The organism is Geodermatophilus sp. SYSU D01036, assembly GCF_054050435.1.
The window spans coordinates 1-24,522 of the sequence record NZ_JBJGZJ010000035.1; the positions used below are offsets into that span (position 1 = coordinate 1).

Below are 24,522 nucleotides of genomic sequence, written 5' to 3' on the forward strand. Positions count from 1 at the left end.
GGTTGGGGTGGGGCGCCGCCCGCCCGACGCCGCGGACGCCGCCCACGGCGCCGCCCGCCCCCCCCCCCCCCCCCCCCCCCCCCCCCCCCCCCCGCCCCCCCCCCCCCCCCCCCCCCCCCGCTGCTCCGTCGTCCCCTGCGGGGCACCTCAGCGCCGGGAGTAGTCCCGGAACCCGCGGCCGGTCTTGCGGCCCAGGTAGCCGGCGGTGACCAGGTGCTCGAGCAGCGGCGCGGGCGCGAACCCGGGCTCGCGGAACTCGACGTACAGCTCCCGCTCGATGGCCAGCGAGACGTCGAGACCGACGACGTCGAGCAGCTCGAACGGGCCCATCGGGTAGCCGCAGCCGACCTTCATGGCGGCGTCGATGTCGTCGGCGGTCGCGTAGTGCGCCTCGAGCATCTTCACCGCGTCGTTCAGGTACGGGAACAGCAGCGCGTTGACGATGAACCCGGCCCGGTCGGTGCAGGACACCGCGTGCTTGCCCAGCTGCGCGCACACCGCGTGCGCGGTGGCCGCGACGTCGGGGGCGGTGGCGATGGTGCTGACCACCTCGACCAGCCTCATCACCGGCGCGGGGTTGAAGAAGTGCAGGCCGACGACGTCGGCGGGCCGCTCGCTGGCCTTGGCGCACTCGATGACCGGCAGGCTCGACGTCGTCGTGGCCAGCACCGCGCCGGGCTTGCAGATCTCGCCGAGGTTGGCGAACAGCGCCTGCTTGGTGGCCAGGTGCTCGACGACGGCCTCGATGACCAGGTCGACGTCGGCGAGGTCGTCCAGCGACGCCGTGCCGGTGACCCGGGCGAGGACCTCGTCCCGGCCCGCCTCGTCGAGCCGCCCGCGGGCGACCTGCTTGTCCAGCGACTTCCGCAGCGCGGTGTGCACGGCCTCGACCTTGTCGAGGGTGCGGGCGACGAAGACGACCTCGTAGCCGCCCTTGGCGACGACCTCGATGATGCCGGTGGCCATCGTCCCGGAGCCGACGACGCCGACCTTCGACACCGGGCGGGCGCCCTCCGCGGCGTGCCCGGCGCCGGGGGTGAGCGCGTCCGGCACGACCTCGGCGGAGTCGCGCTGGGCGTAGGTGTAGAAGCCGCGGCCGGACTTCCGGCCCAGCAGGCCCGCGGTCATCATCTGCTTGATGATCGGGCTGGGCGCGTGCAGCCGGTTCCGCGACTGCTTGTACATCGTGTCGAGGATCTCGTAGGCGGTGTCGATGCCGATGAGGTCCATGAGCGCCAGCGGGCCCATCGGGAGGCCGCAGCCCAGCCGCATGGCGGCGTCGATGTCCTCGCGGCTGGCGTAGCGGTTCTCGTACATGGAGACCGCGTGGTTGAGGTAGCCGAACAGCAGCGCGTTGGCGATGAAGCCGGCCTTGTCGCCGATCGTCACGTCGACCTTGCCCAGCCGCTCGGCCAGGGCCTCGACGTCCTCGATCACCGAGGGCTCGGTGACGACGGTGCGCACGACCTCGACCAGCTTCATGACCGGCGCCGGGTTGAAGAAGTGCATCCCGATGACCTTGCTCGGCCGGCCGGTGGCCACCGACAGCTCGGTCACCGACAGGCTCGAGGTGTTGGTCGCGAGGATGGTGTCCGGCGGGCAGATCTTGTCCAGCTTGGCGAACAGCTCGGTCTTGAGCTCCATCCGCTCGGGGACGGCCTCGATGACCAGCTCGGCGGCGGAGAGGTCCTCCAGCGAGGTGGTGAACCGGATCCGCCCGAGGATCGCCTCGCGCTCGGCGTCGTCGAGCTTGCCGCGCGCGACCGCCTTGCCGGTGGACTGCTCGACGTGCCCGCGACCCCGGCTCAGCGCGTCCTCGCTGATCTCCACGGCGGTCACGGACAGGCCCGCACGGGCCAGCACCTCGGCGATGCCCGCACCCATGGTGCCCAGGCCCACCACGCCGACCTCGGTCAGTTCTCTGGCCACGCTGCCATCTCCTCCCGTGCGTTGACCGGGGCAGTCTCCCACCCGGACGGCCCGCGTCTGCTACCGGCCGGTAGGTCCCTCCCGGGCCCCGTCCAGGGTCCCGCCCCGAGCCCGCGAAGGGTGGGGAGGACGGGGTCCTCCCGCGCTGGGTGGCGGCCTCAGAACAGCCGCTGGGTGGGGTCGTCGGTGCCCTTGAGGACGGCGTAGTCGACGGTCACGCACTCGATGCCGCGGTCGCCGGCGAGCACCCGCGCCTGCGGCTTGATCTCCTGCGCGGCGAACACGCCCTTGACCGGGGCCAGCAGCGGGTCGCGGTTGAGCAGCTCGAGGTAGCGGGTCAGCTGCTCGACGCCGTCGATCTCCCCGCGCCGCTTGACCTCGACGGCGACGGTGCGGCCGTCGGCGTCGCGGCAGAGCAGGTCGACCGGGCCGATCGCCGTCGGGTACTCGCGGCGGACCAGCGACCAGCCCTGCCCGAAGGTCTCCACGTGCAGCGCGAGCAGCCGCTGCAGCTCGGCCTCGACGCCGTCCTTCTGCAGGCCGGGGTCCACGCCCAGCTCGTGCGCGGAGTCGTGCTCGACCGACTCGATGGTGATGACCAGCTGCTCACCGGCCTTGTTGGTGACCGTCCAGGTGCCGGACCCGTCGACCAGCTCGTCCCTCAGGGAGCACGGCGGGCTCATCCAGTTCAGCGGCTTGTAGGCGCGGTCGTCGGCGTGCACCGACACCGAGCCGTCGGCCTTGACCAGCAGCAGCCGCGGGGCCATGGGCAGGTGGGCGGTCAGCCGCCCGATGTAGTCGACCGAGCAGCGGGCGATGACCAGACGCACGGGGGCCGACGGTACCGGTCCGGTCACGACGGGAACCGCCGAGCCGGGTCGCGCGTCCGCAGGACCGTGACGACGACGTCGACGGTGCGCGCGGCCGCCCTGCTGGCCGGCGCGCTGGCACTGGCCGGGTGCGCGCAGGACGGGGCCGACGCCGCGGCGCCGTCGCCCGGCCCCCTCCCCGCGGGCCCCGTGCTGCAGGTCGAGCACACCGGCGGCTTCGTGCCCCCGGAGGACCTGGTCACCCGGCTGCCCCTGGTCACCGTCTACGGCGACGGCCGGGTGTTCACCGAGGGCCCGCAGATCGAGATCTGGCCCTCGCCCGCGCTGCCGAACGTGCAGGTGACCGAAGTCGACGAGGCCACCGTCCGCGACCTGCTCGACCACGCCGTCGACGCCGGCGTGGCGGAGGACGCCGACCTCGGCGAGCCGCCGGTGGCCGACGCGCCCACCACCCGCATCACCCTGACCACCGACGAGGGCACCGCGGTCCGCGAGGTCTACGCGCTGGCCGAGACCCCCGACGGGTCGCTGACCCCGGAGCAGGCGGAGGCCCGCGGCCGGCTGCAGGACCTCGTCGACGAGCTCACCGGCCTGGCCGGCACGGGCCCGGCGGAGTCCTACGTGCCGCAGACGGTCGCCGCGGCGGTCCAGCCGCACACCGGCGGCGACCCGGAGTTCCCCCAGCCCGACGTCGCCTGGCCGGGTCCCGAGCTGCCCGGCACGCCGCTGGGCGCCGGCCTGACCTGCGTGAGCGCCACCGGGCAGCAGGCCGCCGACGTGCTCGCGGCCGCCGCCCCGGCGAACGTGCTCACGCCGTGGGTCACCGCCGACGGCGCGCGCTGGTCGATCGCGTTCCGGCCGGTGCTCCCGCACGAGACCGGCTGCGCCGACCTGACCGACTGACCCGGCCTCAGTCGGTCCAGGCGGGCGGGCGCTTCTCCAGGAACGACCGCATGCCCTCCCGGGCGCCGTCGATCTGGCTGGCCGACGCCATCACCTCGACGGCGACGGCGTAGGCGTCCCGCTCCGTCCGGTCGAGCTGGGCGTACATCGTCTGCTTGCCCCAGGCCTTGCTCGCCCGCGAGCCGCGGGTGGCGCGCGCCATCAGCTCGTCGACGGCGGCGTCGAGCTCGCCGTCGGGCACGACCCGGTTGACCAGCCCCCAGTCCAGCGCGGTGCGCGCGTCGATGACGTCGCCGGTGAGCGCGAGCTCCATCGCCCGCTTGCGGCCGACGTTGCGGGCGATCGCCACCATCGGCGTGTGGCAGAACCAGCCACCCTTGCCGCCGGGGGCGGCGAAGCCGGCCGACTCGGCGGCCACCGCGAGGTCGCAGGAGGCGACCAGCTGGCAGCCCGCGGCGGTGGCCAGGGCGTGCACCCGCGCGACGACGACCTGCGGCACGTCCTGCAGCGTCTGCATCAGCTCGGTGCACAGCGCGAGCAGGCTGCGGACCTCGGTCACCGGCCGGTCGACGACGTCCCGGAAGTCGTGCCCGGCGCTGAACACCGGCCCCTCCCCGCCCAGGACGATGCCGGCCGCGTCCGTGCCGCCGGCGTCGGTGACGGCGGCCAGCAGCTGGGTGAGGTGGTCGCGGGACAGCGCGTTGCGCCGCTGCGGGCGGCACATGGTGATGCGGACGACGTCGCCGTCGCGCTCGACGCGGGGAGCTCCCTCGGCGGTCACGTGACCGACCTCACCACGGACGGCCGGTCCGGGGCAACGCGGCTGGGACGCTGGAGGGGTGGACGCCGAGGAGGTCACCGACACCGCGCCCCGCGCCGCCGGGTGGACGCTGCTCACCCAGGGTTGGCGGGACGTCGCGTTCCTGCACTGGGCGGTCGACCCGGACGTCGTCGCGCCGCTGCTGCCGCCGGGCACCCGGCCGGACACCACCCCGGACGGGCGCAGCTGGGTGGGGCTGGTGCCCTTCCGGATGCGCCGCATCGGCGTCCTCGGCTCGCCCGGCCTGCCCTGGGTCGGCTCGTTCCTCGAGACCAACGTGCGGCTGTACTCCGTGGACGGCGAGGGCCGCCGCGGCGTCGTCTTCGCGTCCCTCGACGCCGACCGGCTGCTCCCGGTCCTGGTCGCCCGCGCCGCGGGGCTGCCCTACCTGTGGTCGCGGATGCGCCTGACCCGCGACGGCGACCTGCTGACCTACACCTGCCGGCGGCGCTGGCCCGGGCCGCGCGGCGCCGGCGGCCGGGCCGAGGTGCGGGTGGGCCCGCGGCTGGAGCGGCCCGGTCCGCTGGAGCGCTTCCTGACCGGCCGCTGGGGGCTGCACCAGACGAGCCGGGACCGCACGCGCTACTGGCCCAACGAGCACCCGGCCTGGCCGCTGCACCGCGCCGAGCTCCTGACCTGGGACGGCGACCTGCTCGCCGCGGCCGGGCTGCCCGGCGTCGGCGGCCCGCCGGACAGCGTGCTGTTCTCCCCCGGCGTCGACGTCCGCTTCGGCCCCCGCGTCTGACGCACGGAGCCGTTCCGCAACCCCCTGGGCAAGACGGCGCCCAGCAGCGACACTGCCGGGGTGGGAGCACCGCAGCCCGTGGCGACGGCCGACCCGACGACCGACGACGCCGGCGAGGACTGGGTGCACCGCCTGCTCGACCTCGCGCGCGCCCGGCTCGGGATGGACGTCGCCTGGCTGTCGGTGTTCACCCAGGACCGCCAGGAGATCGCCTCGGCCACCGGCGAGCTCGGCGCCATGCACGTCTCCGAGGGCATGTCGATGCCGCTCGAGGAGTCCTTCTGCGTGCGGGTGCTGTCCGGCCAGCTGCCGCCGGTGGTCACCGGCGCCGACCGCAACCCGGTCACCCGCGAGCTCGCGGTCACCCGGCAGTTGGGGATCGGCTCCTACGTCGGCGCCCCGGTGCGCGGCGACGACCGGCGCCCGCTCGGGATGCTGTGCTGCATCAGCCGGGACGCCGGGGAGCAGCTGGACGGCTCGTCGGTGCGGACGGTGGAGATGCTCGCCGAGCTGATCGGCGAGCGGCTGACCGCCGAGGAGGCCGCCGAGGCCGAGCTGGCCGCCCGGCGCGCGCGGGTCTGCGACGTCCTGGAGCGGCGCGCGGTGGAGGTGCACGTCCAGCCGGTCGTCGACATGCACAGCGGCACCGTCGTCGCGCACGAGGCGCTGTCCCGCTTCCCCGGCTGCGAGGGCGGCCCGGCGACGCTGTTCGCCGACGCCGCCCTCGTCGGCCTGGGCGCGGACCTGGAGCTGCTGGCCGTGCACGCCGCGCTGGAGGCCGGGGACCGGCTGCCGCGGGGCCTGCGTCTGGCGGTCAACCTCTCTCCCGAGGCGCTGCTGTCCCCCGAGGTCGGCCAGACGCTCCTCGACGGCGTCCGGCGGACGGCGCTGACCGTGGAGATCACCGAGCACAGCCCCATCGCGGACTACGGGCCGGTCCTGGGTGCGCTGGCGCCGCTGCGGGCGGCCGGGATCCGGCTCAGCATCGACGATGCCGGCGCCGGCTACGCCAGCCTGCGGCACATCCTGCGGCTGCGGCCGGACACCATCAAGCTCGACATCGCGCTGGTCAGCGGGGTCGACGTCGACCCGGCCCGGCAGGCGATGACCGCGGCGATGGTGGCCTTCGCGGCCGACACCGGCGCCACGCTGGTGGCCGAGGGCATCGAGACCACCGGCGAGCGCGACGTCCTGCTCGCCCGCGGCGTCCGCTACGGCCAGGGCCACCTGTTCGGCCGGCCGGCGCCGATCCCCTGAGCGGCGCCGGCCGGGCCTCACACGGAGGCGGGCACCTTCTCGTCGAGGCCGTTCGCCTCGCGGATCACGTCGACGACCTGGCCCATGATGTCGGTGAGCCCGAAGTCCTTGGGCGTGAACACCCGGGCCACCCCCTGCTCGCGCAGCCGGCGGGCGTCGCTGTCGGGGATGATCCCGCCGACGACGACCGGGACGTCGTCCAGGCCCGCCTCCCGCAGGCCCCGCAGTACCGCCGGGACCACCTGCAGGTGCGAGCCGGACAGCACCGACAGCCCGACGACGTGCACGTCCTCCTCGATCGCGGCCGACACGATCTGCGCGGGCGTGAGCCGGATGCCCTGGTAGACCACCTCGAACCCGGCGTCGCGGGCGCGGACGGCGATCTGCTCGGCGCCGTTGGAGTGCCCGTCGAGGCCGGGCTTGCCGACCAGGAACCGCAGCCGGCCGCCCAGCTCCTCGCCGGTCGCGCGCACCCGCTCGCGGACCTGCGCCAGCGACTCGTCGGCCTCGCCGCCGCCGGTTGCCGCGGCCACGCCGGTGGGGGCGCGGTACTCGCCGAACACCTCGCGCAGCACGCCGGCCCACTCCCCCGTCGTCACGCCCGCGCGGGCGCACCGCAGGGTGGCCTCCATGAGGTTGACGTCGCCGGCGGCGGCCTCGCGCAGCGCGGCCAGCGCGGCCTCCACCGGCGCCGGGTCGCGCTCGGCCCGCCACCGCCGGACGGCCTCCTTCGCGGCCGCCTCCACGGCCGGGTCGACGACCATGATCGCGGCGTCGAGGTCCGCCGTCAGCGGGTTGGGCTCGGTGCTGTCGAACCGGTTCACGCCGACGACGACGTCGTCCCCGCTCTCCATCCGGCGCCGCCGCTCGGCCAGCGAGGCGACCAGCTGCCCCTTCATGTAGCCGGACTCGACGGCGGCCACCGCCCCGCCCATCTCCTGCACCCGGGCGATCTCGGCGCGGGCGCCCTCGACGAGCTCGGCGACCTTGCGCTCCACCACGACCGACCCGGTGAACAGGTCGTCGTACTCGAGCAGGTCGGTCTCGTAGGCGAGCACCTGCTGCAGCCGCAGCGACCACTGCTGGTCCCACGGCCGGGGCAGGCCGAGCGCCTCGTTCCACGCCGGCAGCTGCACCGCGCGGGCGCGGGCGTCCTTGGACAGCGTGACGGCGAGCATCTCGAGCACGATCCGCTGCACGTTGTTCTCCGGCTGCGCCTCGGTGAGGCCCAGGGAGTTGACCTGCACGCCGTACCGGAAGCGGCGGTGCTTGGGGTCCTGCACGCCGTAGCGCTCCCGGGTCAGCTCGTCCCAGAGCTGGGTGAAGGCGCGCATCTTGCACATCTCCTCGACGAAGCGGACGCCCGCGTTGACGAAGAAGGAGATGCGCGCGACCACCTCGCCGAAGCGCTCCTGCGGCACCTGGCCGGAGTCGCGCACCGAGTCCAGGACGGCGATCGCGGTGCTCATCGCGTAGGCGATCTCCTGCACCGGCGTCGCCCCGGCCTCCTGCAGGTGGTAGCTGCAGATGTTGATCGGGTTCCACTTCGGCATCGCCGTCACGGTGTAGGCGACCATGTCGGTGATCAGCCGCATCGAGGGCCCGGGCGGGAACACGTAGGTCCCGCGCGACAGGTACTCCTTGATGATGTCGTTCTGCGTCGTCCCGGCGAGCTTCGCGACGTCGTGCCCGTGCTCCTCGGCGACCGCCTGGTAGAGCGCGAGCAGCCACATGGCGGTGGCGTTGATCGTCATCGACGTGTTCATCTCGTCGAGCGGGATGCCGTCGAACAGCGCCCGCATGTCGCCGAGGTGCGTGACCGGGACGCCGACCTTGCCGACCTCACCGACGGCGAGCTCGTCGTCCGGGTCGTAGCCGGTCTGCGTCGGCAGGTCGAAGGCGACCGACAGGCCGGTCTGCCCCTTCGCCAGGTTCCGGCGGTAGAGCGCGTTGGACTCGGCCGGCGAGGAGTGGCCGGCGTAGGTGCGCATGACCCAGGGACGGTCGCGCTCCTTCGGCGATGAAGGGAACGGCATGCCAGCGGAGTGTAAGGGGGTTACCGGTGAGTAGCAGCACCGGTCCGGGAGCCCCGCGGTGGCACACTCGATCGCGTGCGACCGGGCCGGTCAGGACCCGGACGCCGCCCGCGAGGGGAGGCGCCGTGCTGCAGCCGGGCAGTCTGAGCTACATCGCCGGACCGGTCATCGCGATCGTCGTCATGGTGCTGCTCGCCCTCTTCATGCGGTGGGCCTTCGGCGGGAGCTCCACCGGGGGCATGCGCCGGGGCCGTCCCTCGCCCACCGACGACGGCCTGCTCACCCGGGTCGCCACGCTCTCCCGCCGCGAGTCGGCGCTGGCGCTGCGCGCGGTGCTCTCGGACGCGGGGATCCGCTCGACGGTCCGCTTCCCCGAGGCGCACCGCGCCGACGTGCTGGTCTTCCCCGAGGACGCCGACCGCGCCCGCGCGCTGGCGTCCTCCTTCCCCGCGGCCTAGAGGTCGCTGGGGCGCTCGACCCGCTCGATCCGCACGCCCAGGCCGCGCAGCTGCTCGACGAAGTCCGGGTAGCCGCGGTCGACGTGGTGCACGTCCTGCACCTCGGTGACGCCGTCGGACAGCAGGCCGGCCAGCACCAGCCCGGCGCCGGCGCGGATGTCGGTGGCCAGCACGGGCGCCGACGACAGCCGCTCCCGCCCGCGGACGACCGCGTGGTGACCGTCGATGCGCACGTCGGCACCGAGGCGCACCAGCTCGTTGACGAACATGAACCGGCCCTCGAACACGTTCTCGGTGATCAGCGCCGTGCCGGTGGACACCGCGGCCAGCGCGACCGCCATCGGCTGCAGGTCGGTGGGGAACCCGGGGAACGGCAGGGTGACGACGTCGACCCCGCGGGGCCGCTCGTCCATGGCGACCCGGACGCCGTTCTCGACGACCTCCACGGTGGCCCCGGCGCTCACGAGCTTGTCCAGCGGGACGGCGAGGTGGTCGGGGACGGCCCGCTCGACGACGACGTCACCGCGGGTCATCACCGCGCCGATCGCCCACGTCCCGGCGACGATCCGGTCCGGCACCGTCGAGTAGGTCACCGGCGACAGCGCGTCGACGCCCTCGACGGTGAGTGTGGAGGTGCCCGCGCCCTCGATGCGGGCGCCCATGGCGGTGAGCATCGAGCAGATGTCGACGATCTCCGGCTCGCGGGCCGCGTTGTCGATGACCGTCGTCCCCTCGGCCAGGACCGCGGCCATGAGCAGGTTCTCCGTGGCGCCCACCGACGGGAAGTCCAGCCAGATCGACGTGCCCACCAGCCGCGGCGCGGAGGCGACGAGGAAGCCGTGCTCGCTGTGGATCGAGGCGCCGAGCCGCTCCAGGCCGGAGATGTGCATGTCCAGACCGCGGGAGCCGATCGCGTCACCGCCGGGCAGCGCCACCCGGGCGCTGCCGCAGCGCGCGACCAGCGGGCCGAGCACGCTGATCGAGGCGCGCATCCTGCGGACCAGGTCGTAGTCGGTCTCGGTGGCGGGGTCCTCCGGCACGTCGACGACGACCCGGCCGCCGCCCCCGGGCTGCCCCGAGCGCTCGTAGCTGACGCCGCAGCCCAGACGCCGCAGCACCTCGCTCATGATCGCGACGTCGAGGATGTCGGGGACCTCGTCGATCGTCGTCCGCCCGGAGGCCAGGAGCGCGGCCGCCATGAGCTTGAGGGCACTGTTCTTCGCCCCCGTGACCCGTACCTGGCCCCTGAGGGCGGTGCCGCCGGTCACCTCGAAGCACTGCACCCGACCACCCTACGGCGGGTGCCCGGGCGGCTCCGGGCAGCGTCCCAGGCCGGCGGGCGCGCCCGCGGCAACGCCTAGGCTGGGCGACCATGACCGTCCGGCTGACCCGCATCTACACGAAGACCGGTGACGCCGGGCAGACGCACCTGGGCGACATGAGCCGGGTGGCCAAGACCGACCCGCGGCTGGTCGCCTACGCCGACGTCGACGAGGCCAACAGCGTGCTCGGCGTGGCCCTGGCGCTGGGTGCGCCGTCGCCGGAGCTGGCCGGGCTCGTGCGCAGCGTGCAGAACGACCTGTTCGACGTCGGCGCCGACCTGTCCACGCCCGTGGTGCCCGACCCCGCGCACCCGCCGCTGCGGGTGACCGCCGCCTACACCGAGCGGCTCGAGGCCGCCTGCGACGAGCACAACGAGGCGCTACCGAGGCTCACGAGCTTCGTGCTGCCCGGCGGCACGCCGCTGGCGGCGCTGCTGCACCAGGCGCGGGTGGTCGTCCGGCGGGCCGAGCGCAGCGTGTGGGCGCTGCTGGCGGCCGACGGCGAGCGCACCAACCCGGAGACCGCCCGCTACCTCAACCGGCTCTCGGACCTGCTGTTCATCCTCGCCCGCGAGGCCAACCCCGACGGCGACGTGCTGTGGGCGCCCGGCGCGCACAGCGGCGTCCACGCCCAGCGGGCCGCACGGGGCTGACGCCGGCCCTCAGTGCACGGGCGGGGCCGACTCCACCCAGGAGAGGAACCCCGTCACCGTGGAGGGGTCCATGGCCAGCTCCTTGCGGCCGCTGCCGGTGACGCAGGTCAGGACGACCGCGTCGTCGGGCAGGGCGACGTCGTCCCGGCCCGGCGGCCGCCGGCCCTCCACCTGCACCTCGGTGCGGCACAGCCGCTGCTGCGGGCGGACCGACAGCGACAGCGCGCGGTACCAGAGCAGCGCCTCTCCCCCGTACCAGGCGACGCCCACCGACCACCGGGAGCTGCCGGCGGGGCGCAGCCACATCGTCACCGCACCGAGGCCGGAGAGCAGCAGCCGGCGGCGGATGAGGAAGGCGACCACCAGGACGACGACCAGCACCCCGGCGAGGACGAGCAGGGCGGTGGTCACCGTCGGCTGGGGCGGGCGCGGTCCGGTCGGGTCAGTCGGCCTGTCCGGCGGCCCGCAGGCGGGACTGGGCGCGGCGGGCGGCGGCGAGGGCCTCGGGGTCGTCGCCGGCGGACTCGGCGCGGCGCAGCGCCTCGCGGGCCCGCTCGACGTCGATCTCCGAGGAGATCTCCGCGGTCTCGGCGAGGATGGACACGCCCTTCGGCGTCACCGACAGGAAGCCGCCGTGCGCGGCGACGACCATGTCGGGGCCCTCGGTGGTCCGGACGGTGACCACGCCACCGGGGGCGAGCTCGCCGAGCAGCGGGGCGTGGCCGGGCAGGACGCCGATCTCGCCCTCGGTGGTGCGGGCGATGACCATGCTCGCCTCACCGGACCAGATGGTCCGCTCGACGGCCACCAACTCGACCTGCAGGGTCGCCACGACACTCCTCCGGGTCCACCGACGGGCGGTGCTGGGACGCCGGCCGGGAAGCGGGCACGGCGACGGTCGCCGCCCACTCTAGCCGCGGGACCCTGGGCACCCGGCGCGGGCCGTCCGGTGGTCACCCGGCCGGGCGGCGGACCCGGTCGGGGTCTAGGCGGCGCGGCGGTAGAGCAGGGTCCAGCGACCGACGCGGACCCACGGGTGGCGCACCGTCGAGGCGGGCGCCCACTCCTCGGTGTCGTAGGCGATGTCGTGCACGTGCGGTACGGACGTCGACGGCCAGGTCCACCCTGGATCGGCGGTCCCGGCCGGCAGGCGGGTCACCGTGCCGTCGGTGCTGGTCGCGTCCAGCCACTCCATGGTCTTCTCCCACACGACGCGTCCGGTCCCTCCGGGCGCCACCCTCTCCGATCGGCAGCAAGGCTCCCGCTCTTGAGGTGCGCCCGGAAGGCACCTGCCCACGACGCCGGGTACGTCAACCACCTCGCGCGCCACGCCCTGGCCCGTCCCGACCGTCCGTGAGCGGTCCCTCACGTGAGGCGTACCCCCGGACGCACGACGGCCGGGTGTCCCCGCAGGGACACCCGGCCGTGACGTGGTGTGGCCCGGTCCGGAGGCTCACCCCGAGCGTGCGAGGGGTGAGGAGGACGGGGTCCTTCCTCAGCCGCGCTTGAGCTTCTCCGCGTTGCGCTCGAGGTCCTCGAGCCCACCGCACATGAAGAAGGCCTGCTCGGGCACGTGGTCGTAGTTGCCCTCGGTGAGCGCCTTGAAGGCCTCGAGGGTCTCCGACAGCGGCACGAACGAGCCGGGCTGACCGGTGAAGGCCTCCGCCACGAACATGTTCTGCGAGAGGAACCGCTCGATCCGCCGTGCGCGCTGCACGGTGACCTTGTCCTCCTCGGAGAGCTCGTCGATGCCGAGGATCGCGATGATGTCCTGCAGCTCCTGGTAGCGCTGGAGGATCTGCTTCACCGTCTGCGCGACCTGGTAGTGCTCCTGCCCGACGTACTGCGGGTCGAGGATCCGGCTGGTGGAGTCCAGCGGGTCGACGGCCGGGTAGATGCCCTTCTCCGAGATCGGCCGGGAGAGCACCGTCGTCGCGTCGAGGTGGGCGAAGGTGGTGTGCGGCGCCGGGTCGGTGATGTCGTCGGCGGGCACGTAGATCGCCTGCAGCGAGGTGATCGAGTGACCCCGCGTCGAGGTGATCCGCTCCTGCAGCTCGCCCATCTCGTCGGCGAGGGTCGGCTGGTAACCCACGGCGGAGGGCATGCGGCCCAGCAGCGTGGACACCTCGGACCCGGCCTGGGTGAACCGGAAGATGTTGTCGATGAAGAGCAGCACGTCCTGGTTCTGCTCGTCGCGGAAGTACTCCGCCATCGTCAGCGCCGACAGCGCCACCCGCAGCCGGGTGCCCGGCGGCTCGTCCATCTGGCCGAAGACCAGCGCGGTGGACTCGATGACGCCGGACTCGGTCATCTCGGTGATCAGGTCGTTGCCCTCGCGGGTGCGCTCGCCGACGCCGGCGAACACCGACACGCCACCGAACTCCTGGGCGACCCGGCGGATCATCTCCTGGATCAGCACGGTCTTGCCCACGCCGGCACCGCCGAACAGGCCGATCTTCCCGCCGGCCACGTACGGGGTGAGCAGGTCGATGACCTTGATGCCGGTCTCGAGCAGCTCGGTGCGGCCCTCGAGCTGGTCGAACCGCGGCGCGTGCCGGTGGATCGACCAGCGCGGCAGGTCCTGGCCGTAGCCGGGCTTGTCGAGGCACTCACCGAGGGCGTTGAACACGTGCCCGGTGACCTCGTTGCCCACCGGGACGCTGATCGAGCCTCCGGTGTCCCGGACCTCGGCGCCACGGACCAGACCGTCGGTCGGGGCCATGGAGATGGTGCGGACCACGTTGTCGCCCAGGTGCTGGGCGACCTCGAGGGTCAGCGTCTTGCCCAGGTCGGCGAGGGTCACGTCGACGTGCAGGGCGTTGAACAGGTCGGGCATCGCGTCGCGCGGGAACTCGACGTCGACGACCGGCCCGGTGACCCGGACGACGCGGCCGGTCGTCTGGGTGGTCGGACGGTCCTCGGTGACGGTCATGAGGGGGGCTCCTCGGTCAGGTGGATCGGAGATCCTGCGGCCCCCGCCTCGGGCGGGGACCGGGGTGGTCAGTCGTCGGCGTTGGCTGCGACCAGCGCGTCGGCGCCACCGACGATCTCGCTGATCTCCTGGGTGATCTCGGCCTGGCGCGCCTGGTTGGCCTGGCGGGAGAGGTTCTTCGCCAGCTCCTCGGCGTTGTCCGAGGCCGACTTCATCGCCCGCCGCCGCGACGCCGACTCGGAGGCCGCGGCCTCGAGCAGCGCCGCGTAGATGCGGGTGGTGACGTACTTCGGCAGCAGCGCGTCGAGCAGCGCGTCGGCCGAGGGCTCGAACTCGTACGAGGTGGGGACGCCGGAGTCGCCGGTGCGGCCGGCCTCGCGGTCCTCCCGCTCGAAGTCGAACTCCTCCACCTCCTCGACCTCCAGCGGGGCCAGCCGCTTGGCGACCGGGACCTGGGCGAGCAGCGACCGGAACTCGGTGTAGACGATGTGCAGCTCGTCCACGCCGGCCACGCCGTCCGGACCCGGGCCGCCGTCGGCGTCGTCGGCGCCGGCGGTGAACGCGTCGATGAGGACGCGCCCGACCTCCTGGGCGTCGGGATAGGCCGGCTGCTCGGAGAACCCGGTGAAGGTCTGCACCACCGGCCGGTTGCGGAAGGAGTAGTAGGTCTCCCCCTTGCGGCCGATGACGTAGACCTGCGGCTCCTTGCCCTCCTGCCGCAGCAGCGACAGCAGCTCCTCGGTCCGCCGCAGCACGTTCACGTTGTACGAGCCGGCGAACCCGCGGTCGGAGGTGACCACCAGGACCGCGGCCCGCCGGGTCGCCTGCCGCTCGGTGAGCAGCGGGTGCTCGAGCGAGGCCGACGACGCCAGCGCGGACAGCACCCGCGTGATCTCCCGGGCGTACGGCTTGGACGCCTCCACCCGGGCCTGGGCGCGCACGATGCGGGCGCCGGCGATCAGCTCCTGGGCCGAGAAGATCTTCTTCGTCGACTGGGTGGAGCGGATGCGCCGCCGCAGCGCGCGAAGGGAACCGGCCACCGGTCAGGCCTTCTTGACCTGGACGCGCTCCTGGCCACGCTCGGACGCGTCCATGGCCTCGGCCTCGGGCTCGTTGACCAGCGAGGTGCCGTCGGAGGTCGTGAACTGCTGGTAGAAGCTCTCGACGGCGCGCTCGAGGCTGCTCACCGCGTCGTCGCCGAGGGCCCGCGAGGTGCGGATCTCGTCGAAGACGCCGCTCTCGCTGCGGCCGATGTAGTCGAGGAACTCCGACTCGAACCGGCGGACGTCGGACACCGGCACGCGGTCGAGCTTGCCGGTGGTGCCCAGCCACAGCGAGACGACCTCGCGCTCGACCGGGTACGGCTGGTACTGGCCCTGCTTGAGCAGCTCCACCAGGCGCTGGCCGCGGTCGAGGGTGGCCCGGCTGGAGGCGTCCAGGTCCGAGGCGAACGAGGCGAAGGCCTCGAGCTCGCGGTACTGGGCGAGGTCCAGGCGCAGGCGACCGGCGACCGACTTCATCGCCTTGATCTGCGCCGAGCCGCCGACGCGGGACACCGAGATGCCGACGTTGATGGCCGGGCGGACACCGGAGTTGAACAGACCGGTCTCGAGGAAGATCTGCCCGTCGGTGATCGAGATGACGTTGGTCGGGATGTAGGCCGACACGTCGTTGCCCTTGGTCTCGATGAGCGGGAGACCCGTCATCGACCCGGCGCCCAGGTCGTCGGAGAGCTTGGCGCAGCGCTCCAGCAGCCGGGAGTGGAGGTAGAAGACGTCGCCCGGGTAGGCCTCGCGGCCCGGCGGGCGGCGCAGCAGCAGCGAGACGGCGCGGTAGGCCTCGGCCTGCTTGGACAGGTCGTCGAAGACGATCAGGACGTGCTTGCCCTCGTACATCCAGTGCTGGCCGATGGCCGAGCCGGTGTAGGGGGCGATGTACTTGAAGCCGGCGGCCTCCGACGCGGGAGCGGCGACGATGGTCGTGTACTCCATCGCGCCGGCCTCCTCGAGGGCCGTGCGGATCGCCGCGATCGTCGAGCCCTTCTGACCGACGGCGACGTAGATGCAGCGCACCTGCTGCTTCGGGTCGCCGGTGGCCCAGGCCTGCTTCTGGTTGATGATCGTGTCGAGCACGATCGCCGTCTTGCCGGTCTGGCGGTCGCCGATGACCAGCTGGCGCTGGCCGCGGCCGATCGGGGTCATGGCGTCGATGGCCTTGATCCCGGTCTGCAGCGGCTCGTGCACCGACTTGCGCTGCACGACGGTGGGGGCCTGCAGCTCCAGCGCGCGGCGGCCGGTGGTGGCGATCTCGCCGCCGCCGTCGATCGGGTTGCCGAGCGGGTCGACGACGCGGCCGAGGTAGCCGTCACCGACCGGCACCGACAGGACCTCGCCGGTGCGGCGGACCTGCTGGCCCTCCTCGATGCCGGCGAAGTCACCGAGGATGACGACGCCGACCTCGCGGACGTCGAGGTTCAGCGCGAGGCCGCGGACGCCGCTCTCGAACTCGAGCAGCTCGTTGGTCATGACCGAGGGCAGGCCCTCGACCCGGGCGATGCCGTCGCCGGCCTCGGTGACGATCCCGACCTCTTCCCGGGACACGTCCGGGGAGTACTCGGTGACGTAGTTCTGGATGGCACTGCGGATCTCGTCTGCGGAGATCGTCAGCTCGGCCATGGCGCGCGTCCTCTTCCCTGCTGGGTCGTGCTGTCTGTGGTCTGGGGTGGGGCGGGTCAGCCGGCGAGCCGGCGGCCGGCGGACTCGAGCCGGTTGGCGATGCTGCCGTCGATGACCTCGTCACCGACGCGCACGACCAGGCCGCCGAGCACCTCGGGGTCGACCGTCACCTGCAGGCCGATCGTCCGCCCGTAGATCCGGCCGAGCACGTCGCGCAGCCGCTGCTCCTGCGTCACGGTCAGCGGCACCGCCGTCGTCACGTGGGCGACCGAGCGGCCGCGCCGGGCGGAGGCCGCCACGGACAGCCGCTCGACCCGGGTCTCCGCGTTCCCCACGTGCCGGGCGGTCAGCGAGTTCCGCAGCAGCTGCTCGGTGACCGGGCTGACCCGGCCCGACAGGAGCCGGTCGAGCAGCGCCGCGCGCCCCTCGGCCGGTGCCGAGTCGTCGGAGAGGATGCGGGACAACTCGGGGTCGCCGCCGACGATCCGGCCGAAGCGGAACAGCTCGTCCTCGACGCCCTCGAGCTCGCCGCGCGCCTCGGCGGCGTCCAGCGAGGCCTCGGTGGCGAGGGTCTCGGTGGCCTCGACCAGGTCCAGCGGCCGCGACCACCGCTGGCGGGCGGCGGTCTCGACCAGGTCGACGGCGGCCTCGGAGACCCGCCCGCCGAGGATCCGGCGGGCCAGTCCGGCCCGGTCGGCCGGCTTGGCCGACGGGTCGGACAGGGCCCGCCGCAGCGCCACGGTGCCGTCGAGCAGCCGCGCGACGGCGAACAGCTCGTCGGCCAGGGCCAGCAGGCCCGGGCCGGCGGCACCGGCCGTCGTCGCGGCGAGGCGCTCGCGGCTGACCGCGAGCGCCGCCCGGCTGGAGGCGTCCATCAGCGGTCGCCGCCGGGGACGAACACGGTGCTGCCGGCACGGCCGTTGCCCGCCGCCCCGCCGGCCATGCCGTCGAGCTGGTCGAGGAACCGGTCGACGGTGCCGCGGCGCCGCGCCTCGTCCTCCAGGGACTCCCCGACCACGCGGCCGGCGAGGTCGACGGCCAGCGTGCCGATCTGGCCGCGCAGCTCGTTGACGACCGACTGGCGGTTGGCGGCCAGCTGCTCCTCGCCGCGGGCGACGATGCGCGCCGACTCCTCCTGCGCCTGGGCGCGCAGCTCCTCGAGGATCTGCTGACCCTCGGCCCGGGCCTGGTCCCGGATCTGCGCGGCCTCGGTGCGCGCCTCGGCCAGCTGGGCGCGGTACTGCTCCAGCGCGGCCTTGGCCTCGGCCTGCATGGCCTCCGCCCGCTCGATGCCGCCCTCGATGGCCTCGCGGCGGGCCCGGAAGACCTGCTCGAAGCGCGGGGCGATGAACCGGAAGAAGACCAGCATGACGATCGCGAACGCGATCAGCCCGATGATGATCTCGCCCAGCGGCGGGATCAGCGGGTTGTGGGCTTCCTCCGCTGCGAGGATGTTCATGGTCTCAGTGTCCCTGTCTCAGTCGGTGCCGGCCCGCGGGGCGCGGATCAGGTGCCGAAGACGAAGGGGACGACGAAGCCGATGAGCGCGAGCGCCTCGGAGAGCGCGAACCCGAGGAACGCGTAGGTACGGGTCAGGCCGGCCGACTCGGGCTGGCGCGCGGTGGCCTGGATGTAGGCCGCCCACACGATGCCGACGCCGATGCCCGGGCCGATGGCGGCGAGGCCGTAGCCCACGGAGCCGATGCTGCCGGACAGCTCAGCCAGAAGATCCATGACGGGGTGTTCCTCCTGTGTCGTCGCCCGGTGTCTCCGGGCGGCTTGCGGGGGTCTTGGGGGTGGTGCGGTCCGGGAGGTGCCTGCTCAGCCGGTCAGTGCTCGGCCTCGATCGAGCCGTTGAGGTAGGTCCCCATCAGCACGGTGAAGACGTAGGCCTGCAGGAAGATGACCAGCAGCTCGAAGAAGGTCATGACGATCGCCATCAGCGCCGAGACCGGGCCGAAGACGACCGAGAAGTTGTCCCGGCTGAACAGGTAGACCGCGCCGAGGGAGAACACCACCAGCAGCATGTGGCCGGCGAACATGTTCGCGAAGAGCCGGACCGCGAGGGTGAACGGCCGGACGATGAAGTTCTGCAGGATCTCGATCGGCGTGACCAGGATGTACATCGGCTTGGGCACGCCGGGCAGGAACAGGATGTCCTTGAAGTAGCGGCCGGCGCCCTGCTCGCGGATGCCGATGTAGATGTAGAGCACCCAGCAGATGGCGGCGAGCACCAGCGGGAACGCGAACTTCGACATCGGGGAGATCTGCGCGAACGGCAGGATCGACATGAAGTTGTTCGCGAGGATGAAGAAGAACAGCGACGCGAGGAACGGCGCGAAGGGGATCCCCCTGGGGCCGACGACGTCGCGGGCGATCCCGTCCCGGACGAGCGAGTAGCCGCTCTCGCCGACGAACTGCATCTTGCCCGGCACGATCTGCGGCTTGCGGACCGTGAGGACCATGAAGACGAGCATCGCCAGCGTGGCGAACCACAGGCCGAGCGTGATGCGCGTGATCTCGAAGTCGATGCCGAAGAGCGAGAACTCGGCGAGCGGCTCCGGGTAGAACTCGCCCAGGCCGGGGGCCTGGAAGCCGTCTCCGGACCCGCCGCCCTCGGCGGCGAGCACGTCCACGAGCGCGAGGGCGCTGGAGGTCACCGTTGTCCCTTCTGCGTCCTGGGCCGGCTCCGTCGTCCGCCCGGGGTGTTGCCCTGCTCGGGTGCACCAAGGTCTGGTGGCAGCCCGCCGAACCGTTTGACGACCAGGTAGATGGCCGCCGAGATGCCGAGGAGGATCCCGACCGGCAGGAACACCCGCGTGTCCAACCACCGGTCGAGCAACCACCCGGCTCCGCCCCACACGGCCATCCCGGAGATCATGGTCCCGATGACGGCCCAGCCGGTCTCGGCACCGCTGCCCCGAGGGGCTGGTCGCGCAGGTCGGGGCCGGGGCTCCCCACGGGTGGGGTCGTCCTCGGCCATCGCCCGGACACTATCAGCCGCGTGTCGGGGCGCCTCCCGGTGCCGGGGGGACCGTCGCCTGACCGGGTGGCGCGGGCGGCGTCACGTAGTAGAGCGGGCGGGTCCACACCCACCGGAGCTGCACCCCGCTCCACAGCAGGGCCCCCACGACCACCGCCCACGCCAGCGTGCGCCGGTCGAGCCAGCCGTCCTCGGGCAGCGCGGTGAGGATCCCGAACAGCACGACGGCCTTGACGAAGAAGGTGCCCAGCGCCGCCGGCAGCGTGAAGGTGTCGTTGATCCGCCCGGCCCAGGCGATGACCACGCCGGAGACGACGAAGAACGCCGTCACCACCAGGGCGCCGACCAGGACCCCGACGGCGTCGGGCCAGCCGAGCACCAGGCCGACGACCAGGGCCGCGGCGACGGCGACCGAGACGGTGACCAGCGTGCCGACCTTGAGGAACGACAGGTCCCACGGGACCTGCGCGACCGGGCGGGGCGCGCTCACCGGAGCCCCTGGCCGGCCCCGGCCGCGCGCGGCGCGGTCGGGGTGGTGGTCGCCGCGGCCGGGCCGGCGGCCGGCACCGGGGGCCCTGCCGGCGGCGCGGGCTCGGGGGACCGGCGCCCGGCGCGGTGCGCCCGCGCGGTCGGGTGGGCGGCGCGGCTGCGGCGGCGCTGCTCGGCGATCTCGGTGGCCCGGGCCTCCCGGGCGGCACGCCGGGCGTGCGGGGCGAGGACGACGACGACTCCCACGACGAGCAGCACCCCGATCACGACGAGCAGCTCGACCGTCCCGCCGGTGACCGAGAGGGCCACCGCGCCGAAGGACAGGAGAGCCGCCCAGAAGTACATGGTCAGCACCGCCCGGCGGTGCGAGTGCCCGATGGACAGCAGCCGGTGGTGCAGGTGCATCTTGTCGGGCGAGAACGGCGACTGCCCGCGCCGGGTCCGGCGGACCACCGCCAGGAGCAGGTCGACGAACGGGATGAAGAGCACCGCGATCGGCACCAGCAGCGGCAGGGCCAGCGGCAGCAGGCTGGCCGCGGAGTCGAAGGACTGGGCGTCGACCCGGCCGGTGGCGCTCACCGCGGCGGCCGAGAGCATCAGGCCCACGAGCATCGACCCGGAGTCGCCCATGAAGATGCGCGCCGGGCTGAAGTTGTGCGGCAGGAAGCCCAGGCAGGCCCCGGCGAGCACCGCCGTCACCAGGGCCGGGGCGCTGGCGACCTCGTCGTAGCCGACCCGGCTGAGGTTGTAGCTGTAGGCGAAGAAGGCCAGCGCCGCGATGGCCGAGACGCCCGCGGCCAGCCCGTCGAGGCCGTCGATGAAGTTGAGCGCGTTGACCGTGAGGACGGTCAGCAGGATGGTCAGCGGCACGCCGACGTCCGGGCCGAAGGAGATGGTCCCGATGTCGGCGACCGGCAGGAACAGGAACGCCAGCTGGACGCCGAGCAGCACCATGACGCCGGCGGCGGCGATCTGGCCGGTGAGCTTGGTGAGCGCGTCGAGCCCGAACTTGTCGTCGAGGACGCCGAGCAGGCAGATCAGCCCGCCGGCGACGAGGACGGCGGCGGTCTGCGAGTCGTCGAAGGTGCGCTGCAGCGCGGGCAGCCGGGTGGCCACCAGCACCGCCGCCGCGACGCCGAGGTACATGGCCACGCCCCCGCCGCGGGGGGTGGGGATGACGTGCACGTCGCGCTCGCGCGGGGCGGCCATCATCCGCAGCCGCACCGCCGCGATCCGCACCACCGGCGTGGCCAGGAAGGTGACCAGGCCCGCGGTCAGCAGGACGACGGCGTACTCGCGCACGGCTCAGCCCCCGTGCGGACCGCGCGCGGTCCCGGCCGGGCGCGCGGCGGGCGTGCTCATCGCGACGGTGCTCCCGGGGGCGAGACGGCGGGCGGACGGGACGGGCGGTACCCCCACGGTATCCCCCCGTCACCGGACGGAGCGGGATCCGCAGCCGCCGGTGACCGGGCCCTAGTCCGTGACCTCGGGCACGACCTCGCGCAGCCGCTCGACCGGCACCGCGCCCACCCGCAGGACGCGCGGCACCGGGCCGGTGCAGTCGACGATCGTGCTGGCCGCCGAGCCCGCGCGCGGGCCGCCGTCGAGGACGACCGCGGCGTGCTCGCCGAGCTGCGCGTCCGCCTCCTGCGCGCTCGTGGCGGCGGGCCGGCCGGAGCGGTTGGCGCTGGACACGGCGAGCGGGCCGGTGCGGCGCAGCAGGTCGCGGGCGACGTCGTCGTCGGGGAGGCGGACGGCGACCGTCCCCTCGGCGTCGCCGAGGTCCCAGGCCAGCGACGGGGCGTGCTCGACGACGAGGGTCAGCCCGCCCGGCCAGAAGGCCTCGGCCAGCCGCTGCGCCACCCGGGGCACGCTCATCGTCAGCCCGGCCATCGTCGACGCCTCCCCGATGAGCACGGGGACCGGCATGGCGCGGCCGCGGTTCTTCGCCGCCAGCAGACCGGAGACCGCGGCGGGTGAGAAGGCGTCGGCGCCGACGCCGTAGACGGTGTCGGTGGGCAGCAGGACGAGCTCGCCCCGGGCGATCGCGGCGGCGGCGGCGTCGAGACCCGCGGCGCGCTGCTCGGGGTCGGTGCAGTCGTAGAGGTCGGCCACGGGCGGTCAGTCTCCCCCAGCCCGGACCGCGGTCGTGAACCGCGGCCGCCCGGCGAGGTCGGGGTGGTCCGTGACGGACGTGAAGTCGCCGGTGCCGCGCACCAGCGCGGGCAGCGTGCTCCCCTGCTGGTCGGCGTGCTCGATGCCGAGCCCGCCGCCGGGGCGCAGCAGCCGGGCCGCCGTCGTCAGCAGCCCGCGGACGACGTCGAGGCCGTCCGGGCCGCCCCACAGCGCGAGCGGCGGGTCGTGGTCGGCGACCTCGCGCGGCACCCGCGCGCCGTCGGGGACGTAGGGCGGGTTGGACACGACGAGGTCGACGGTGCCGTCGAGGTCGCGCAGCAGGCCCGGGTCGGTCATGTCACCGGCGAGCACGGGAACCGGCCGGTCCCCCGCCGCGGCACGCAGGCCGGCGTTGTGGCGGGTCCACTCGATCGCCTGCGGGTCGCGCTCGACCGCGGTGACCCGCGCGCCGGGGTGCTCGTGCGCGATGGACAGCGCGATCGCGCCGGACCCGCTGCCCAGGTCGACGACGACCGGCTCGTCGACGCCCGCGAGCCGCGTCAGCGCCCACTCGACGAGCTGCTCGGTCTCGGGCCGGGGCACGAACACGCCGGGGCCGACGGCGAGCTCGAGGTGGCGGAACGGCGCCCGGCCGGTGAGGTGCTGCAGCGGGACCCGGGCGGCGCGCTGGTCGAGCAGCGCGGTGAAGCGGGCGGCGGCGTCGTCGTCGACGTCGTCGCGGGTGAGCAGCGCCGTCCGGGAGGCGCCGAGGACGTGGGCGAGCAGCAGCTCGGCGTCCACGCGGGGCGACTCGACGCCGGCCTCGGCCAGGCGGCGGGCGGCGCCGGCGAGCAGCGTGCGGGTGTTCAGGAGCCGGCCGCCATGAGCTCGGCGGTGTGCGCGCGGGTGAGCGCGTCGATGACCGGGTCGAGCTCGCCGTCGAGGACCTGGTCGAGGTTGTGCGCCTTGAAGCCGACCCGGTGGTCGGAGATGCGGCTCTCCGGGAAGTTGTAGGTGCGCACCCGCTCGCTGCGGTCGACCGTGCGGACCTGGCTGCGGCGCTGGTCGCTGGCGGTGGCCGCGGCCTCCTCGCGGGCGGCGGCCAGCAGCCGGGAGCGCAGCACGCGCAGCGCCGACTCGCGGTTCTGCAGCTGGCTCTTCTCGTTCTGGGAGCTGACCACGATGCCGGTGGGCAGGTGGGTGATCCGCACGGCGGAGTCGGTGGTGTTCACGCTCTGCCCGCCGGGGCCGGACGAGCGGAAGACGTCGATGCGCAGGTCGTTCGGGTCGACGGTGACGTCGACCTCCTCGGCCTCGGGCAGCACGAGCACGCCGACGGCGGAGGTGTGGATGCGGCCCTGCGACTCGGTGACCGGCACCCGCTGCACCCGGTGGACGCCGCCCTCGAACTTCAGCCGCGACCAGATGCCCTCGTCGGTGCGGGACTTCACCGCGATCGAGACGTCCTTGTAGCCGCCGAGCTCGGCGGGGACGGCGTCGAGGACCTCGGTGGCCCAGCCGCGGCGCTCGGCGTAGCGCAGGTACATGCGCAGCAGGTCCCCGGCGAACAGCGCGGACTCCGCGCCGCCCTCCCCCGCCTTGATCTCGAGGATGACGTCCTTGTCGTCGTCGGGGTCCTTGGGCAGCAGCAGCTCGCGCAGCCGGTCGGTGAGCTCGTCGATGCGCGTCTCGAGGCCGCGGGCCTCCTCGGCGAACGAGGCATCCTCGGCGGCCAGCTCGCGGGCGGCGTCGAGGTCGTCGCGGGCGGCGTCGAGCGCGCGGGCGGTCTCCACGACGGGTGCCAGCTGGGCGTAGCGGCGGCCCAGGCGCCGGGCGCGGCCGGCGTCGGCGTGCACCGCGGGGTCGGCGAGCTCGGTCTCCAGTGCGGCGTGCTCCTCGAGCAGCCCGCGCAGCCGGTCGGGCGCGGCGTCGGTCGGGCTGCTCATCGGGGTGCCTCTCGTACGGGGTGGAGCGGGGGCGGACACGACGACGGCGCCCGTCCCACGGAGGTGGGACGGGCGCCGTCGGGGGTGCTACTTGCCGGCGGTGGCGCCGCGCTTGCCGAACCGCTTCTCGAAGCGGGCCACGCGGCCACCGGTGTCGAGGATCCGCTGCTTGCCCGTGTAGAAGGGGTGGCAGGCGGAGCAGGTCTCGACGGTCAGCGTGCCGCCGGGGGCGGTGCTGCGGGTGGTGAAGGTGTTCCCACACCCACAGGTCACCGTGGTGGTGTGGTAGTCGGGGTGGATACCGGACTTCATGATGCGGGCCTCTTCCGGGGACGTCTCGGTGCTGTTGTCGTGAACGCCGGCGGCCGGCCGGTCATTCCGGCCGCGCAGCGGGGCTCGGCCGACCAGTATCCCCGATCGGCCGAGCGC

General features: G+C 73.9%; 27 protein-coding genes. 5 read left to right on the top strand and 22 right to left on the bottom strand.

The window, feature by feature from the left end; all coding sequences use genetic code 11:
* Positions 1-147: 147 nt before the first annotated feature.
* Both ACI8AR_RS22025 and nucS read right to left on the bottom strand, forming a co-directional pair.
* Positions 148-1,929 carry a 3-hydroxyacyl-CoA dehydrogenase family protein gene (locus ACI8AR_RS22025; RefSeq protein WP_457052896.1) on the bottom strand — a complete coding sequence of 594 codons (1,782 nt, stop codon included), beginning with the start codon at positions 1,927-1,929 and terminating at the stop codon, positions 148-150.
* Positions 1,930-2,087: 158 nt separating this feature from the next.
* Positions 2,088-2,759 carry an endonuclease NucS gene (gene nucS, locus ACI8AR_RS22030; protein ID WP_457052897.1) on the bottom strand — a complete coding sequence of 224 codons (672 nt, stop codon included), beginning with the start codon at positions 2,757-2,759 and terminating at the stop codon, positions 2,088-2,090.
* Positions 2,760-2,825: 66 nt separating this feature from the next.
* On the opposite strand from nucS, the gene ACI8AR_RS22035 reads away from it, so the two are divergent.
* Positions 2,826-3,662: a hypothetical protein gene (locus ACI8AR_RS22035; protein WP_457052898.1), complete on the top strand. Its 837-nt coding sequence runs from the start codon at positions 2,826-2,828 to the stop codon at positions 3,660-3,662.
* 7 nt (positions 3,663-3,669) lie between these two features.
* Here the strand turns inward: ACI8AR_RS22035 and ACI8AR_RS22040 are convergent, their stop codons facing one another.
* On the bottom strand, positions 3,670-4,443 hold the full coding sequence (locus ACI8AR_RS22040; protein ID WP_457052899.1) for an enoyl-CoA hydratase-related protein: 774 nt from the start codon (positions 4,441-4,443) through the stop codon (positions 3,670-3,672).
* Between the two features lie 58 nt (positions 4,444-4,501).
* Between ACI8AR_RS22040 and ACI8AR_RS22045 the strand changes: the two genes are divergently transcribed.
* The gene (locus ACI8AR_RS22045) at positions 4,502-5,227 is read left to right on the top strand and encodes a YqjF family protein (protein WP_457052900.1); all 726 of its coding nucleotides are present in this window, start codon (positions 4,502-4,504) and stop codon (positions 5,225-5,227) included.
* Positions 5,228-5,287: 60 nt separating this feature from the next.
* Positions 5,288-6,484, top strand: a complete 1,197-nt coding sequence (locus ACI8AR_RS22050; RefSeq protein ID WP_457052901.1) for a sensor domain-containing phosphodiesterase — start codon at positions 5,288-5,290, stop codon at positions 6,482-6,484.
* 17 nt (positions 6,485-6,501) lie between these two features.
* Here ACI8AR_RS22050 and ACI8AR_RS22055 read toward each other — a convergent pair whose 3' ends face one another.
* Positions 6,502-8,520, bottom strand: coding sequence for a protein meaA (locus ACI8AR_RS22055; RefSeq protein WP_457052902.1), 2,019 nt, complete (start codon positions 8,518-8,520; stop codon positions 6,502-6,504).
* Positions 8,521-8,645: 125 nt separating this feature from the next.
* Between ACI8AR_RS22055 and ACI8AR_RS22060 the strand changes: the two genes are divergently transcribed.
* Positions 8,646-8,978, top strand: coding sequence for a hypothetical protein (locus ACI8AR_RS22060; protein ID WP_457052903.1), 333 nt, complete (start codon positions 8,646-8,648; stop codon positions 8,976-8,978).
* Here the strand turns inward: ACI8AR_RS22060 and murA are convergent.
* A complete protein-coding gene (murA, locus tag ACI8AR_RS22065) occupies positions 8,975-10,261 on the bottom strand; it encodes a UDP-N-acetylglucosamine 1-carboxyvinyltransferase (RefSeq protein WP_457052904.1) in 1,287 nt (428 codons plus the stop codon). The genes ACI8AR_RS22060 and murA overlap by 4 nt on opposite strands.
* Positions 10,262-10,350: 89 nt before the next feature.
* Here murA and ACI8AR_RS22070 point away from each other — a divergent pair, with 89 nt between their 5' ends.
* Positions 10,351-10,953 carry a cob(I)yrinic acid a,c-diamide adenosyltransferase gene (locus ACI8AR_RS22070; RefSeq protein ID WP_457052905.1) on the top strand — a complete coding sequence of 201 codons (603 nt, stop codon included), beginning with the start codon at positions 10,351-10,353 and terminating at the stop codon, positions 10,951-10,953.
* Between the two features lie 9 nt (positions 10,954-10,962).
* On the opposite strand, the gene ACI8AR_RS22075 is transcribed toward ACI8AR_RS22070, so the two are convergent.
* The 17 genes from ACI8AR_RS22075 to rpmE form a co-directional block, all read right to left on the bottom strand.
* Positions 10,963-11,364, bottom strand: coding sequence for a DUF2550 domain-containing protein (locus tag ACI8AR_RS22075; protein ID WP_456929342.1), 402 nt, complete (start codon positions 11,362-11,364; stop codon positions 10,963-10,965).
* A gap of 31 nt (positions 11,365-11,395) precedes the next feature.
* Positions 11,396-11,785 carry a F0F1 ATP synthase subunit epsilon gene (locus ACI8AR_RS22080; protein WP_387992473.1) on the bottom strand — a complete coding sequence of 130 codons (390 nt, stop codon included), beginning with the start codon at positions 11,783-11,785 and terminating at the stop codon, positions 11,396-11,398.
* 153 nt (positions 11,786-11,938) lie between these two features.
* Positions 11,939-12,163, bottom strand: a complete 225-nt coding sequence (locus ACI8AR_RS22085; RefSeq protein WP_456929341.1) for a hypothetical protein — start codon at positions 12,161-12,163, stop codon at positions 11,939-11,941.
* Between the two features lie 285 nt (positions 12,164-12,448).
* The gene (gene atpD / locus ACI8AR_RS22090) at positions 12,449-13,885 is read right to left on the bottom strand and encodes a F0F1 ATP synthase subunit beta (RefSeq protein ID WP_456929340.1); all 1,437 of its coding nucleotides are present in this window, start codon (positions 13,883-13,885) and stop codon (positions 12,449-12,451) included.
* A gap of 68 nt (positions 13,886-13,953) precedes the next feature.
* Positions 13,954-14,925: a F0F1 ATP synthase subunit gamma gene (locus tag ACI8AR_RS22095; protein ID WP_457052906.1), complete on the bottom strand. Its 972-nt coding sequence runs from the start codon at positions 14,923-14,925 to the stop codon at positions 13,954-13,956.
* 3 nt (positions 14,926-14,928) lie between these two features.
* Positions 14,929-16,560 carry a F0F1 ATP synthase subunit alpha gene (gene atpA / locus ACI8AR_RS22100; protein ID WP_457052907.1) on the bottom strand — a complete coding sequence of 544 codons (1,632 nt, stop codon included), beginning with the start codon at positions 16,558-16,560 and terminating at the stop codon, positions 14,929-14,931.
* 56 nt (positions 16,561-16,616) lie between these two features.
* The gene (locus tag ACI8AR_RS22105) at positions 16,617-17,435 is read right to left on the bottom strand and encodes a F0F1 ATP synthase subunit delta (protein WP_456937647.1); all 819 of its coding nucleotides are present in this window, start codon (positions 17,433-17,435) and stop codon (positions 16,617-16,619) included.
* Positions 17,435-18,019, bottom strand: a complete 585-nt coding sequence (locus ACI8AR_RS22110; protein WP_456929336.1) for a F0F1 ATP synthase subunit B — start codon at positions 18,017-18,019, stop codon at positions 17,435-17,437. The genes ACI8AR_RS22105 and ACI8AR_RS22110 overlap by 1 nt, the downstream gene beginning before the upstream one ends.
* A 47-nt stretch (positions 18,020-18,066) precedes the next feature.
* Positions 18,067-18,294: an ATP synthase F0 subunit C gene (atpE, locus tag ACI8AR_RS22115; RefSeq protein ID WP_387992453.1), complete on the bottom strand. Its 228-nt coding sequence runs from the start codon at positions 18,292-18,294 to the stop codon at positions 18,067-18,069.
* A gap of 95 nt (positions 18,295-18,389) precedes the next feature.
* Positions 18,390-19,220, bottom strand: a complete 831-nt coding sequence (gene atpB / locus ACI8AR_RS22120) for a F0F1 ATP synthase subunit A (RefSeq protein WP_457052908.1) — start codon at positions 19,218-19,220, stop codon at positions 18,390-18,392.
* On the bottom strand, positions 19,217-19,543 hold the full coding sequence (locus tag ACI8AR_RS22125) for an AtpZ/AtpI family protein (RefSeq protein ID WP_457052909.1): 327 nt from the start codon (positions 19,541-19,543) through the stop codon (positions 19,217-19,219). The genes atpB and ACI8AR_RS22125 overlap by 4 nt, the downstream gene beginning before the upstream one ends.
* Positions 19,544-19,556: 13 nt before the next feature.
* Positions 19,557-20,033 (bottom strand): hypothetical protein, encoded by a 477-nt coding sequence (locus ACI8AR_RS22130; RefSeq protein ID WP_457052910.1) that lies wholly within the window; start codon positions 20,031-20,033, stop codon positions 19,557-19,559.
* Complete coding sequence (locus ACI8AR_RS22135; RefSeq protein WP_457052911.1) at positions 20,030-21,334, bottom strand: glycosyltransferase family 4 protein; 1,305 nt, start codon at positions 21,332-21,334, stop codon at positions 20,030-20,032. The genes ACI8AR_RS22130 and ACI8AR_RS22135 overlap by 4 nt, the downstream gene beginning before the upstream one ends.
* A gap of 171 nt (positions 21,335-21,505) precedes the next feature.
* Positions 21,506-22,147 carry an L-threonylcarbamoyladenylate synthase gene (locus ACI8AR_RS22140; protein ID WP_457052912.1) on the bottom strand — a complete coding sequence of 214 codons (642 nt, stop codon included), beginning with the start codon at positions 22,145-22,147 and terminating at the stop codon, positions 21,506-21,508.
* Between the two features lie 6 nt (positions 22,148-22,153).
* Entirely contained in the window at positions 22,154-23,017 is an 864-nt protein-coding gene (gene prmC / locus ACI8AR_RS22145; protein WP_457052926.1) for a peptide chain release factor N(5)-glutamine methyltransferase, read from the bottom strand.
* Positions 23,014-24,093, bottom strand: coding sequence for a peptide chain release factor 1 (gene prfA / locus ACI8AR_RS22150; RefSeq protein WP_457052913.1), 1,080 nt, complete (start codon positions 24,091-24,093; stop codon positions 23,014-23,016). Before prfA ends, prmC begins: the two co-directional genes overlap by 4 nt.
* A gap of 87 nt (positions 24,094-24,180) precedes the next feature.
* Positions 24,181-24,405, bottom strand: coding sequence for a 50S ribosomal protein L31 (gene rpmE / locus ACI8AR_RS22155; protein WP_387992433.1), 225 nt, complete (start codon positions 24,403-24,405; stop codon positions 24,181-24,183).
* Positions 24,406-24,522 lie beyond the last annotated feature (117 nt).

Excerpts from the sequence above, each read along its gene's own strand:
- ACI8AR_RS22070 (WP_457052905.1), top strand. The coding sequence starts at position 10,351 with ATGACCGTCCGGCTGACCCGCATCTACACGAAGACCGGTGACGCCGGG.
- atpA (WP_457052907.1), bottom strand. The coding sequence starts at position 16,560 with ATGGCCGAGCTGACGATCTCCGCAGACGAGATCCGCAGTGCCATCCAG.
- ACI8AR_RS22105 (WP_456937647.1), bottom strand. The coding sequence starts at position 17,435 with ATGGACGCCTCCAGCCGGGCGGCGCTCGCGGTCAGCCGCGAGCGCCTC.
- atpE (WP_387992453.1), bottom strand. The coding sequence starts at position 18,294 with ATGGATCTTCTGGCTGAGCTGTCCGGCAGCATCGGCTCCGTGGGCTAC.
- ACI8AR_RS22110 (WP_456929336.1), bottom strand. The coding sequence starts at position 18,019 with ATGAACATCCTCGCAGCGGAGGAAGCCCACAACCCGCTGATCCCGCCG.
- prfA (WP_457052913.1), bottom strand. The coding sequence starts at position 24,093 with ATGAGCAGCCCGACCGACGCCGCGCCCGACCGGCTGCGCGGGCTGCTC.
- ACI8AR_RS22125 (WP_457052909.1), bottom strand. The coding sequence starts at position 19,543 with ATGGCCGAGGACGACCCCACCCGTGGGGAGCCCCGGCCCCGACCTGCG.
- atpD (WP_456929340.1), bottom strand. The coding sequence starts at position 13,885 with ATGACCGTCACCGAGGACCGTCCGACCACCCAGACGACCGGCCGCGTC.
- rpmE (WP_387992433.1), bottom strand. The coding sequence starts at position 24,405 with ATGAAGTCCGGTATCCACCCCGACTACCACACCACCACGGTGACCTGT.
- ACI8AR_RS22055 (WP_457052902.1), bottom strand. The coding sequence starts at position 8,520 with ATGCCGTTCCCTTCATCGCCGAAGGAGCGCGACCGTCCCTGGGTCATG.